Origin of the sequence: Bacillus cereus group sp. N14 (assembly GCF_016483555.1) — a bacterium.
GTDB lineage: Bacteria > Bacillota > Bacilli > Bacillales > Bacillaceae_G > Bacillus_A > Bacillus_A wiedmannii.
Genome location: NZ_JAEHBQ010000016.1, coordinates 113,081 through 125,653, shown reverse-complemented (window position 1 = coordinate 125,653; position 12,573 = coordinate 113,081). Strand labels below are relative to the sequence as shown.

The window sequence follows — 12,573 nt, the reverse complement described above, 5'->3', positions numbered from 1 at the left end:
GATCAGGTTGATAGGTTCGAGGTGGAAGCATGGTGACATGTGGAGCTGACGAATACTAATAGATCGAGGACTTAACCATATAATATGAAGCAATGTTATCTAGTTTTGAAGGAATATGCCTTCATAGTTTGGTGATGATGGCAGAGAGGTCACACCCGTTCCCATACCGAACACGGAAGTTAAGCTCTCTAGCGCCGATGGTAGTTGGGACCTTGTCCCTGTGAGAGTAGGACGTCGCCAAGCAAAAACCTAAGTCGATTCGACTTAGGTTTTTTTGTGTTTATTTTTATGTATCACCTGTTAAAATTCATAAATTTAGTAATCTTAAAGAATGAAAATGAGGCTATTTAAAGTACTAGCAATGATTTTTTATTTTCTAGGTTTTCCGAGTGTTCCTAAAATAATCTCTATGATAGGAAACGTTATTTCTACCACAAGTATATATTTTAAAAAGTGGGATGATATAAATAAGTATTCAATCATTATTGTCTTCCTTATAAAATGAATATAAACGATATGCTTTATATTAAAGCATACGAAATAAGTATACAAACCGTTATGTGTACAATAGATCTCTAGAAATATATATTCTAATTTCTTATCCTTCTTGCATATAGTTACAATTATTCTTTTGAATATAACTAAAACACGAACGTTATTGGTGAGTAATAAAAAAACATTCGATTATTTGTTGACATTGTTTATGAAATATTGTTAATATAGCCATAGAAAGAATAATATATAAGACCTCATATAATCGCGGGGATATGGCCTGCAAGTCTCTACCTAACGACCGTTATTCGTTAGACTATGAGGGAAAGTCACTCGGTATTTTTCTATTCACAAGGGATACGTATGCCTGAGTAGAGCGCTTTCTCTCATAGTAAAAGAGAAACTGTTCTATTTCAGGCTTTTTTTATTTGAATCGGGGGGATTCTAATATGAAATCACTAGTTGGAGTCATAATGGGAAGCACGTCAGACTGGGAAACAATGAAATATGCTTGTGACATTTTAGATGAATTAAATATACCGTATGAGAAAAAAGTTGTATCTGCTCATCGGACTCCGGATTATATGTTTGAATATGCAGAGACGGCTCGTGAACGTGGGTTGAAAGTTATTATTGCTGGAGCTGGTGGCGCAGCGCATTTACCAGGAATGGTTGCAGCGAAGACGAATCTTCCTGTAATTGGAGTTCCAGTTCAATCAAAAGCGTTAAACGGCTTAGATTCATTATTATCCATCGTCCAAATGCCAGGAGGGGTTCCAGTTGCAACTGTTGCAATTGGTAAGGCTGGTTCAACAAATGCTGGTTTACTTGCTGCACAAATACTTGGATCATTCCATGATGATATACATGATGCATTAGAATTGAGAAGAGAAGCGATTGAAAAAGATGTGCGCGAAGGTAGTGAGCTAGTATGACGAGAATCATTTTACCTGGAAAAACAATCGGCATTATTGGAGGCGGCCAGCTAGGAAGAATGATGGCATTGGCAGCTAAGGAGATGGGATATAAAATTGCTGTTTTAGATCCTACAAAAAATTCACCATGTGCACAAGTTGCTGATATTGAAATTGTTGCACCATATGACGATTTAAAAGCAATTCAGCATTTAGCGGAGATTAGTGATGTTGTCACATATGAATTTGAGAATATTGATTATAGATGTTTACAATGGCTTGAAAAACATGCTTACTTACCGCAAGGCAGTCAGTTGTTAAGTAAAACACAAAATCGTTTTACAGAAAAGAATGCGATTGAGAAAGCTGGGCTACCAGTAGCAACGTATAGATTAGTTCAAAATCAAGATCAGCTTACTGAAGCAATTACTGAGTTATCATATCCTTCCGTCTTGAAAACGACGACAGGCGGATATGATGGGAAAGGTCAAGTTGTTTTAAGAAGTGAGGCTGACGTTGATAAAGCTCGAGAGCTTGCGAATGCAGCAGAGTGTATTTTAGAGAAATGGGTGCCTTTTGAAAAAGAAGTATCAGTTATTGTGATTCGTAGTGTAAGTGGTGAAACGAAAGTGTTTCCGGTAGCGGAAAATATTCATGTAAATAACATTTTGCATGAATCTATCGTTCCAGCTCGCATTACAGAAGAACTTTCTCAAAAAGCAATTGCTTATGCAAAAGTGCTCGCGGATGAACTAGAACTTGTGGGAACACTAGCGGTAGAGATGTTTGCTACAGCTGATGGTGAGATTTACATTAATGAATTAGCACCAAGACCTCACAATTCAGGACACTATACACAGGATGCATGTGAAACGAGTCAATTCGGTCAACATATTCGAGCAATCTGTAATTTACCTCTTGGAGAAACAAATTTGTTAAAACCAGTTGTCATGGTAAACATTTTAGGCGAACATATAGAAGGGGTCCTAAGACAAGTGAATAGATTAACCGGGTGCTATTTACACTTGTATGGAAAAGAAGAAGCAAAAGCGCAGCGGAAAATGGGGCATGTTAATATTTTAAATGATAATATTGAAGTCGCTCTAGAAAAAGCGAAGAGTTTGCATATTTGGGACCATCAAGAACAACTGTTGGAGGGAAAAAGATGATTAGTCGTTATACACGCCCAGAAATGGGTGCAATTTGGACGGAAGAGAACAAATTTAAAGCGTGGTTAGAAGTTGAGATTTTAGCTTGTGAAGCATGGGCTGAGCTTGGCGATATTCCAAAAGAAGATGTTAAAAAAATTCGTGAGCATGCATCATTTGATATTGATCGTATTTATGAAATTGAAAAAGAGACACGTCATGATGTAGTTGCATTCACTCGTGCTGTATCAGAAACACCAACATTAGGTGAGGAACGTAAATGGGTTCATTACGGTTTAACATCTACAGACGTAGTAGATACAGCGTTATCTTACATCTTAAAACAAGCGAATGAAATCATATTAAAAGACTTAGAGAACTTTGTAAGCATTTTAGCTAACAAAGCGAAAGAGCATAAATACACGATCATGATGGGAAGAACACACGGTGTTCATGCAGAACCAACAACATTTGGTTTAAAACTTGGTCTTTGGTATGAAGAAATGAAACGTAACGTAGAGCGTTTCAAACAAGCTGCTGATACAGTTCGCGTTGGTAAATTATCTGGTGCGGTTGGTACATACGCAAATATCGATCCATTCGTAGAAAAGTATGTTTGTGAAAACTTAGGATTAGAAGCAGCACCAATTTCAACACAAACATTGCAACGTGATCGCCATGCTCATTACATGTCAACACTTGCACTAATCGCAACATCTATTGAAAAGATGGCAGTTGAGATTCGTGGTTTACAAAAGAGTGAAACACGTGAAGTTGAAGAAGCTTTCGCAAAAGGCCAAAAAGGTTCTTCTGCAATGCCACATAAACGTAATCCAATTGGATCAGAAAATATGACTGGTTTAGCTCGTGTTATCCGCGGTTATATGATGACAGCTTATGAGAATGTTCCATTATGGCATGAGCGTGATATTTCTCACTCTTCGGCAGAACGCGTAATTTTACCAGATGCTACAATCGCATTAAATTACATGCTAAATCGCTTTGGTAATATCGTTAAAAACTTAACTGTATACCCAGAGAATATGAAACGCAATATGACAAGAACATACGGCTTAATTTATTCTCAGCGTGTAATGCTTACATTAATCGACAAAGGTATGGTACGTGAAGAAGCTTATGATATCGTACAGCCTAAAGCGATGGAAGCTTGGGAAACACAAGTACAATTTAAAGAGCTTGTAGAAGCTGATGAGCGTATTACGAGCAAGTTATCACAAGAAGAAATTAATGAATGCTTCAACTATGAGCATCATATGCAACACGTTGATACAATCTTTGAACGCCTTGGGTTAAACGAAGCGTAAAATTTCATATGGCACAGAATAGAGTCATTCTGTGCCATTCTTTATAAAAACATTATTCACATTTTTCAAACTACAGGGGGCTTGCGAAATGCAAAAGCTAGAATTGCTGTATGAAGGTAAGGCAAAAAGAATTTATCGTACAGAATCAGCAGATATGGTTTGGGTAGAGTACAAAGATAGTGCGACTGCTTTCAATGGGGAGAAAAAAGAGACGATTACAGGAAAAGGTCGTTTGAACAATGAGATTACAACTTTATTGTTCAGAAAGTTACAAGAAGTAGGAATAAAAACACATTTCGTAGAGAAGTTATCTGAAACAGAGCAACTTGTTAAAAAAGTGAGTATTATTCCTCTAGAAGTTGTCACAAGAAATGTAATTGCAGGAAGTCTTTCAAAACGATTAGGAATGGAAGAGGGAACTGTACTTGCAGAACCAATCGTAGAATTTTACTTCAAAGATGATGATTTAGGAGATCCGCTTGTAACGGAAGATCATATTCGTGTATTAAACGTTGCATCACCAGAGCAAGTAAGCGTATTACGAGATATGGCTCTACAAATCAATCAAGTGTTGATTGATCATTTCGCAAGCTGTCGTGTAAGATTAGTAGATTTTAAATTAGAGTTTGGTGTAACAGATGAAGGGGAAATCATTTTAGCGGATGAAATTTCACCAGATACTTGCCGTTTATGGGATGAAACGAGCAATGAAAAATTTGATAAAGACGTATTCCGTCGTGACCTTGGAAATTTAACAGAAGCTTATGAAGAGATTTTAAAACGTTTAGGGGGAATTTCACATGTATAAAGTTAAGGTATATGTAACGTTAAGAGAAAGTGTATTAGATCCACAAGGAACAGCAGTAAAAGGGGCACTTCATAGTCTTTCGTTCACAGAAGTACAAGACGTTCGAATCGGAAAATATATGGAATTAACAATTGATAAATCAGTATCTGACCTTGATGCAAAGGTAAAAGAAATGTGTGAAAAACTATTAACAAACGTTGTAATGGAAGACTTCCGTTATGAAGTTGAGGAGGTTGTCGCACAGTGAAATTTGCAGTCATAGTATTCCCAGGTTCGAACTGTGATGTCGATATGTTCCATGCAATTAAAGATGAGCTTGGTGAAGAAGTAGATTACGTTTGGCACGATAGAGAGAATTTAGATGAATATGATGCAATTTTACTACCTGGTGGATTCTCTTACGGTGACTATTTACGTTGTGGTGCTATTTCTCGCTTCGCGAATGCAATGAAAGCAGTGCAAAAAGCTGCTGAGCAAGGAAAGCCGATTTTAGGTGTATGTAATGGATTCCAGATTCTTGTTGAATCAGGATTACTACCAGGAGCGTTAATGAGAAATGAAAACTTAAAATTTATGTGCCGAACAGTTCAGCTGCGTGTTGAAAATAATGAAACGATGTTTACATCACAATATGAAAAAGATGAAGTAATCAATATTCCAATTGCGCATGGTGAGGGGAACTACTATTGTGATGAAGAGACTCTTAAACAATTAGAAGAGAATAATCAAATCGCATTCCGTTACGTAGAAAACCCGAATGGAAGCGTTTCAGATATTGCTGGTATTGTAAATGAAAAAGGAAATGTACTTGGTATGATGCCACACCCAGAGCGTGCTGTAGATGAATTACTTGGCGGTGCTGAAGGGTTAAAAGTCTTTCAATCTATCTTAAAACAGTGGAGGGAAACATATGTCGTTAATGCTTGAACCAAATCCAACACAAATTAAAGAAGAGCGCATATATGCGGAAATGGGGCTAACAGACGAAGAGTTTGCCATGGTTGAAAAGATTTTAGGCCGTCTGCCAAATTATACAGAAACAGGATTATTCTCTGTTATGTGGTCTGAACATTGCAGTTATAAAAATTCAAAACCAGTACTTCGAAAATTCCCAACAACAGGTGAGCGCGTTCTGCAAGGACCTGGGGAAGGTGCTGGAATTGTAGATATCGGTGATAATCAAGCGGTTGTATTTAAAATGGAAAGTCATAACCATCCTTCTGCTATTGAACCATATCAAGGAGCAGCAACAGGCGTTGGTGGTATTATCCGTGACGTATTCTCTATGGGAGCACGCCCGGTAGCTCTATTAAACTCACTTCGCTTCGGTGAATTACAGTCACCACGTGTGAAATATTTATTCGAAGAAGTAGTGGCAGGGATTGCAGGATACGGTAACTGTATCGGCATTCCGACTGTTGGCGGCGAAGTACAGTTTGATCCATGTTATGAAGGAAATCCACTTGTAAATGCAATGTGCGTAGGCTTAATTAATCATGAAGATATTAAAAAGGGGCAAGCGCACGGTGCTGGAAATACAGTAATGTACGTAGGAGCATCAACTGGTCGTGACGGTATTCACGGTGCAACATTCGCATCTGAAGAGTTATCTGAAAGCTCAGAAGCGAAGCGTCCAGCAGTTCAAGTAGGAGATCCATTTATGGAGAAACTTCTTATTGAAGCTTGCTTAGAACTTATTCAGTCGGATGCACTTGTTGGAATTCAAGATATGGGTGCAGCTGGTTTAACATCATCTTCTGCAGAAATGGCAAGTAAAGCAGGTATGGGTATTGAAATGTACTTAGATGATGTACCACAGCGCGAAACAGGAATGACACCATATGAAATGATGCTATCTGAATCACAAGAACGTATGTTAATCGTTGTGAAAAAGGGTAGAGAGCAAGAAATAGTAGATTTATTTGAGAAGTATGGTCTTGCAGCCGTTACGATGGGGAAAGTAACGGAAGACAAAATGCTTCGCTTATTCCATAAAGGTGAAAAGGTAGCTGAAGTACCAGCAGATGCTCTTGCGGAAGAAGCACCAATTTATCATAAGCCATCAAAAGAAGCAGCATACTTTGCTGAATTCCAGGCAATGAAAATGGAAACACCAAAAGTAGAAAATTATAAAGAAACGTTATTCGCTCTATTACAACAACCGACGATTGCAAGTAAAGAGTGGGTTTATGATCAATATGATTATCAAGTTCGCACAAGCACAGTTGTTACACCAGGTTCAGATGCAGCAGTTGTACGTGTACGCGGTACAGAAAAAGGGTTAGCAATGACGACAGATTGTAATTCTCGCTATATTTATTTAGATCCAGAAGTGGGCGGTAAAATTGCAGTAGCAGAGGCAGCACGTAATATCGTATGTTCTGGGGGAGAGCCACTTGCAATTACAGATTGCTTAAACTTCGGTAATCCAGAAAAACCAGAAATCTTCTGGCAAATTGAGAAATCAGTAGATGGTATGAGTGAAGCTTGTCGTACATTACAAACGCCAGTTATCGGCGGAAACGTATCAATGTATAACGAACGTAGTGGTGAAGCTGTATATCCAACACCGACAGTTGGGATGGTTGGACTTGTACACGATTTAAAACATGTAACAACACAAGAGTTCAAGCAAGCTGGCGATTTAGTTTATGTAATTGGAGAGACGAAAGCTGAGTTTGGTGGAAGTGAATTACAGAAAATGATTCACGGCAAAATTTTCGGTCAATCACCAAGCATCGATCTAGACGTAGAATTAAAGCGCCAAAAACAAGTATTAGAAGCAATTCAAGCTGGCCTTGTTCAATCTGCTCATGATGTTGCAGAAGGTGGTTTAGCAGTTGCAATTACTGAAAGTGCAATTGGTGCAAAAGGTTTAGGTGCTACTGTGAAATTAGACGGAGAAGCAACAGCAGCATTATTCGCTGAATCACAATCGCGCTTCGTTATAACTGTAAAACGTGAAAATAAAGAAGCGTTCGAGAAAGCGGTAGAAGCAATTCAAGTTGGAGAAGTGACAAATACAAATGAAGTAACAATTCATAATGAAGAAAATGAAGTATTACTTACAGCAAATGTAGATGAAATGAGAAAGGCTTGGAAAGGGGCAATCCCATGCTTGCTGAAATAAAGGGGTTAAATGAAGAATGTGGCGTTTTCGGAATTTGGGGGCATGAAAATGCAGCACAAGTTTCGTACTACGGATTGCATAGTTTACAGCACCGTGGACAAGAAGGCGCAGGCATCGTCGTAAATAATGGTGAGAAAATCGTCGGTCACAAGGGGTTAGGTTTAATATCGGAAGTATTTTCAAGAGGTGAGCTAGAAGGCTTAAACGGAAAATCAGCAATTGGACATGTACGATATGCGACAGCTGGCGGAAGTGAAGTTGCTAACGTTCAACCATTATTATTCCGTTTTTCTGATCATAGTATGGCATTAGCTCATAACGGAAATTTAATTAATGCAAAGATGCTTCGTCGTGAATTAGAGGCAGAGGGAAGTATTTTCCAAACAAGTTCAGATACAGAGGTACTTTTACATCTCATTAAACGTAGTACGAAAGATTCTTTAATTGAAAGTGTAAAAGAGGCTCTAAATAAAGTGAAAGGTGCGTTCGCATATCTTTTACTAACTGGAAATGAAATGATCGTTGCGCTAGACCCGAATGGATTCCGTCCTCTTTCAATTGGAAAGATGGGAGATGCTTACGTTGTAGCATCAGAAACATGTGCTTTCGATGTAGTAGGTGCAACATACATTCGTGATGTAGAACCAGGTGAATTGCTTATCATCAATGATGAAGGAATTCATGTAGATCGTTTTACAAATGAAGTAGATCATGCAATTTGTAGTATGGAGTACATTTACTTTGCACGTCCGGATTCTAATATTGCAGGTATTAACGTCCATGCAGCACGTAAAAACATGGGAAAACGTTTAGCGGCAGAAGCTCCTATTGAAGCTGATGTTGTTACTGGTGTACCAGACTCTAGTATTTCAGCGGCAATTGGTTATGCGGAGGCGACAGGAATTCCATATGAGTTAGGATTAATTAAAAATCGTTACGTTGGACGTACGTTTATTCAACCCTCTCAAGAACTGCGTGAGCAAGGGGTTAAGATGAAGCTTTCAGCAGTAAGAGGCGTAGTTGAAGGAAAACGAGTTGTGATGATTGACGATTCTATCGTAAGAGGAACGACGAGTAAACGAATTGTTCGTATGCTTCGCGAGGCTGGAGCGACAGAAGTTCATGTAAGAATTGCTTCACCACCTCTTAAGTATCCATGTTTCTATGGCATTGATATTCAAACGAGAAAAGAATTAATCGCAGCAAATAATTCAATAGAAGAAATCCGTCAAATCATCGGAGCAGATTCTTTAACATTTTTAAGTGAAGATGGATTAGTAGATGCAATTGGACGTCCATATGAAGGGAAATACGGCGGTCTATGTATGGCGTACTTCAATGGAGATTATCCGACAGCTCTTTATGATTATGAGCAAGAGCTTTTAGAAAGTATGAAATAAGAAGAAAAAAGCTTCTACTTCTTTTGATGTAGAAGCTAGCTTCTTTCTTAAAACGGCCGGCCCTGGATAGGGAGAAATTAAAAGACGAGGTGTAAATAACGATGGCGAATGCATATAAGCAAGCAGGAGTAGATATTGAAGCTGGATATGAAGCGGTATCTCGCATGAAAAAACACGTACAAACAACAATGAGAAAAGAAGTACTAGGCGGTCTAGGCGGTTTTGGAGGTATGTTTGATCTATCAAAATTTGCATTAGAAGAACCTGTATTAGTATCTGGAACAGATGGCGTGGGAACGAAATTGATGCTCGCTTTTATGGCAGATAAACATGACACAATAGGTATTGATGCAGTAGCAATGTGTGTAAATGATATTGTTGTCCAAGGAGCAGAGCCGCTTTTCTTCCTTGATTATATTGCTTGTGGTAAAGCTGAACCTAGTAAAATTGAAAACATCGTCAAAGGTATATCAGAGGGCTGTCGCCAAGCTGGTTGTGCATTAATTGGTGGAGAAACAGCTGAAATGCCAGGAATGTATTCTACGGAAGAATACGATTTAGCTGGTTTTACAGTTGGAATTGTTGATAAAAAGAAAATTGTAACAGGTGAAAAAATTGAAGCTGGTCAAGTATTAATTGGCTTAGCATCTAGCGGTATTCATAGTAATGGTTATTCTTTAGTACGAAAAGTATTACTAGAAGATGGAGAACTATCTTTAGATCGCATTTACGGACGCTTGGAACTACCTCTTGGTGAAGAATTATTAAAACCAACGAAAATTTATGTCAAACCTATTTTAGAACTATTGAAGAAATATGAAGTATACGGTATGGCGCATATTACAGGTGGCGGATTCATTGAAAATATTCCACGTATGTTACCAGAAGGAATCGGTGCAGAAATTGAATTAGGATCTTGGAAAATTCAACCGATCTTCAGTTTACTTCAAGAAGTGGGAAAACTAGAAGAGAAAGAAATGTTCAATATTTTTAACATGGGTATTGGTATGGTAGTAGCAGTGAAGGAAGAAGAGGCAAAAGATATTGTTCGTCTTCTTGAAGAGCAAGGAGAAACAGCTCGTATTATTGGACGTACTGTACAAGGGACTGGCGTTACCTTCAATGGGGGCACAGCACTATGAGTAGATTAGCAGTTTTTGCTTCTGGAAGCGGCTCTAACTTTCAATCTCTCATCAATGCGGTAGAAGAAAAAAGATTAGATGCAGATATTAGTTTATTAGTATGTGATAAACCAGAAGCACGCGCTGTTGGACGGGCACATTATCATCATATTCCATGTTTCGCTTTTTCAGCGAAAGCATATGGATCAAAAGAAGCGTTTGAAAAAGAAATATTAAAGAAGCTAGAAGAGTATGAAATTGATTATGTTATTTTAGCTGGATATATGCGTTTAATTGGGCCGACATTACTAGAAGCTTACGGCGGAAGGATTATTAATATTCATCCATCATTATTACCGAGTTTTCCAGGGAAAGATGCTGTTGGTCAAGCGTTAGAAGCAGGTGTGAAAGTAACTGGAGTAACGATTCATTATGTAGATGCAGGTATGGATACAGGGCCAATTATTGCGCAAGAAGCAGTGGTTGTTTCTGAAGGGGATACGAGGGAAAGCTTACAAAAGAAAATTCAACAAGTTGAACATAAATTATACGTAAATACAGTGAATCAAATTGTTCAATCTGTGAAAGAACCAACTGTTAACTAACATACAACCAGGGGTGAAGGATAAATGAAAAAGCGTGCATTAGTAAGTGTTTCAGATAAAACAGGAGTAGTAGAATTTGTTAAAGGTTTACTAGAACAAGGGATCGAAGTTATCTCAACAGGTGGTACGAAAAAATTACTAGAAGAAAACGGCTTGCAAGTAATCGGTATTTCTGAAGTAACTGGGTTCCCAGAAATTATGGATGGCCGCGTAAAAACATTACATCCAAACATTCATGGTGGTCTATTAGCAGTTCGCGATAATGAAACGCATGTAGCGCAAATGAATGAATTAGGTATGCAGCCAATTGATTTTGTTGTTGTGAACTTATACCCATTCAAAGAAACAATCGCTAAGCCTAATGTAACATTTGCTGATGCAATTGAAAATATTGATATCGGTGGTCCAACAATGATTCGCTCTGCTGCGAAAAATCATAAATTTGTATCGGTAATTGTAGATCCAGTAGATTACGATGTTGTATTAGCAGAACTGAATGAGAACGGTGAAGTAAAAGAAGAAACAAAACGTAAATTAGCAGCGAAAGTATTCCGTCATACAGCGGCATATGATGCGTTAATCTCTAACTACTTAACAGAGCAAATGGGTGAAGAAAGCCCAGAAACATTAACAGTGACATTTGAGAAAAAACAAGATTTACGCTATGGAGAAAATCCACATCAAAAAGCAACCTTCTATAAAGCACCATTCGCTGTAACTTCTTCTGTTGCATACGCAGAACAATTACACGGTAAAGAATTATCTTACAACAATATTAACGATGCAGATGCAGCACTTAGTATTGTAAAAGAATTTACAGAGCCAGCAGTAGTAGCAGTAAAACATATGAATCCATGTGGTGTTGGAGTGGGTACTGATATTCATGAAGCATACACACGCGCTTATGAAGCAGACCCAGTATCAATCTTTGGTGGAATTATTGCAGCAAATCGTGAAATTGATAAAGCTACAGCAGAAAAGTTACACGAAATTTTCTTAGAAATCATTATTGCACCTTCTTTCTCAAAAGAAGCTTTAGAAGTATTGCAAAGTAAGAAAAACTTACGTCTACTAACTGTAAATATTGAAAAAGCGACAAGTGCAAGCAAAAAACTAACTTCTGTACAAGGTGGTCTTCTCGTTCAAGAGGAAGATACGTTATCATTAGATGAAAGTACAATTTCAATTCCGACAAAACGTGAACCATCAGAGCAAGAGTGGAAAGATTTAAAACTAGCTTGGAAAGTTGTAAAACATGTGAAATCAAACGCAATTGTTTTAGCGAATGATAACATGACAGTTGGTGTAGGCGCGGGACAGATGAACCGTGTAGGTTCTGCAAAAATCGCAATTACACAAGCTGGTGAAAAAGCACAAGGTAGCGCACTTGCATCTGATGCTTTCTTCCCAATGCCAGATACAGTAGAAGAAGCAGCAAGAGCAGGGATTACAGCAATCATTCAACCAGGCGGATCAATCCGTGACGAAGATTCTATTAAAGTGGCGGATAAGTATGGGATTACGATGGTGTTCACTGGCGTACGTCATTTCAAGCACTAATAGAGGATGTTTAAAAAGTCCGGTCAAGATAACTGTCGCATGTCGTCGTTGCATTGCCAGTGCGGTACTC

General features: G+C 38.2%; 11 protein-coding genes, 1 rRNA gene and 1 riboswitch. All 12 genes read left to right on the top strand.

The features are described from left to right. Window positions 1-127 precede the first annotated feature (127 nt). The 12 genes from rrf to purH all read left to right on the top strand — a co-directional run bounded on the left by rrf (window position 128) and on the right by purH (window position 12,503). Window positions 128-243: ribosomal RNA gene (gene rrf / locus JDS82_RS20960) — 5S ribosomal RNA — on the top strand. Window positions 244-729: 486 nt separating this feature from the next. After that, window positions 730-831, top strand: a riboswitch (purine riboswitch). 110 nt (window positions 832-941) lie between these two features. Continuing rightward, window positions 942-1,427, top strand: coding sequence for a 5-(carboxyamino)imidazole ribonucleotide mutase (gene purE / locus JDS82_RS20955; protein ID WP_000839367.1), 486 nt, complete (start codon window positions 942-944; stop codon window positions 1,425-1,427). After that, window positions 1,424-2,575, top strand: coding sequence for a 5-(carboxyamino)imidazole ribonucleotide synthase (gene purK / locus JDS82_RS20950; RefSeq protein ID WP_000196788.1), 1,152 nt, complete (start codon window positions 1,424-1,426; stop codon window positions 2,573-2,575). The genes purE and purK overlap by 4 nt, the downstream gene beginning before the upstream one ends. Further along, window positions 2,572-3,879, top strand: coding sequence for an adenylosuccinate lyase (gene purB, locus JDS82_RS20945; RefSeq protein ID WP_000625686.1), 1,308 nt, complete (start codon window positions 2,572-2,574; stop codon window positions 3,877-3,879). The genes purK and purB overlap by 4 nt, the downstream gene beginning before the upstream one ends. An 88-nt stretch (window positions 3,880-3,967) precedes the next feature. After that, a complete protein-coding gene (purC, locus tag JDS82_RS20940) occupies window positions 3,968-4,687 on the top strand; it encodes a phosphoribosylaminoimidazolesuccinocarboxamide synthase (RefSeq protein ID WP_001170543.1) in 720 nt (239 codons plus the stop codon). Beyond that, on the top strand, window positions 4,680-4,934 hold the full coding sequence (gene purS, locus JDS82_RS20935; protein ID WP_000278821.1) for a phosphoribosylformylglycinamidine synthase subunit PurS: 255 nt from the start codon (window positions 4,680-4,682) through the stop codon (window positions 4,932-4,934). The genes purC and purS overlap by 8 nt, the downstream gene beginning before the upstream one ends. Continuing rightward, window positions 4,931-5,614 (top strand): phosphoribosylformylglycinamidine synthase subunit PurQ, encoded by a 684-nt coding sequence (purQ, locus tag JDS82_RS20930; protein ID WP_000666772.1) that lies wholly within the window; start codon window positions 4,931-4,933, stop codon window positions 5,612-5,614. Before purS ends, purQ begins: the two co-directional genes overlap by 4 nt. Further along, complete coding sequence (gene purL, locus JDS82_RS20925) at window positions 5,598-7,817, top strand: phosphoribosylformylglycinamidine synthase II (protein ID WP_046953712.1); 2,220 nt, start codon at window positions 5,598-5,600, stop codon at window positions 7,815-7,817. Before purQ ends, purL begins: the two co-directional genes overlap by 17 nt. Then, window positions 7,802-9,217, top strand: a complete 1,416-nt coding sequence (gene purF, locus JDS82_RS20920; protein ID WP_000879030.1) for an amidophosphoribosyltransferase — start codon at window positions 7,802-7,804, stop codon at window positions 9,215-9,217. Before purL ends, purF begins: the two co-directional genes overlap by 16 nt. A gap of 101 nt (window positions 9,218-9,318) precedes the next feature. After that, window positions 9,319-10,359 (top strand): phosphoribosylformylglycinamidine cyclo-ligase, encoded by a 1,041-nt coding sequence (gene purM, locus JDS82_RS20915; protein WP_001262447.1) that lies wholly within the window; start codon window positions 9,319-9,321, stop codon window positions 10,357-10,359. Beyond that, complete coding sequence (gene purN / locus JDS82_RS20910; RefSeq protein ID WP_000088565.1) at window positions 10,356-10,943, top strand: phosphoribosylglycinamide formyltransferase; 588 nt, start codon at window positions 10,356-10,358, stop codon at window positions 10,941-10,943. The genes purM and purN overlap by 4 nt, the downstream gene beginning before the upstream one ends. Window positions 10,944-10,967: 24 nt before the next feature. Further along, on the top strand, window positions 10,968-12,503 hold the full coding sequence (gene purH, locus JDS82_RS20905; protein WP_199713865.1) for a bifunctional phosphoribosylaminoimidazolecarboxamide formyltransferase/IMP cyclohydrolase: 1,536 nt from the start codon (window positions 10,968-10,970) through the stop codon (window positions 12,501-12,503). The last annotated feature ends 70 nt before the right edge of the window (window positions 12,504-12,573 follow it).

What these genes read in the sequence shown, in the direction of transcription:
- purE (WP_000839367.1), top strand. Translation starts at nt 942, where the DNA reads ATGAAATCACTAGTTGGAGTCATAATGGGAAGCACGTCAGACTGGGAA.
- purK (WP_000196788.1), top strand. Translation starts at nt 1,424, where the DNA reads ATGACGAGAATCATTTTACCTGGAAAAACAATCGGCATTATTGGAGGC.
- purB (WP_000625686.1), top strand. Translation starts at nt 2,572, where the DNA reads ATGATTAGTCGTTATACACGCCCAGAAATGGGTGCAATTTGGACGGAA.
- purC (WP_001170543.1), top strand. Translation starts at nt 3,968, where the DNA reads ATGCAAAAGCTAGAATTGCTGTATGAAGGTAAGGCAAAAAGAATTTAT.
- purS (WP_000278821.1), top strand. Translation starts at nt 4,680, where the DNA reads ATGTATAAAGTTAAGGTATATGTAACGTTAAGAGAAAGTGTATTAGAT.
- purL (WP_046953712.1), top strand. Translation starts at nt 5,598, where the DNA reads ATGTCGTTAATGCTTGAACCAAATCCAACACAAATTAAAGAAGAGCGC.
- purF (WP_000879030.1), top strand. Translation starts at nt 7,802, where the DNA reads ATGCTTGCTGAAATAAAGGGGTTAAATGAAGAATGTGGCGTTTTCGGA.
- purM (WP_001262447.1), top strand. Translation starts at nt 9,319, where the DNA reads ATGGCGAATGCATATAAGCAAGCAGGAGTAGATATTGAAGCTGGATAT.
- purN (WP_000088565.1), top strand. Translation starts at nt 10,356, where the DNA reads ATGAGTAGATTAGCAGTTTTTGCTTCTGGAAGCGGCTCTAACTTTCAA.
- purH (WP_199713865.1), top strand. Translation starts at nt 10,968, where the DNA reads ATGAAAAAGCGTGCATTAGTAAGTGTTTCAGATAAAACAGGAGTAGTA.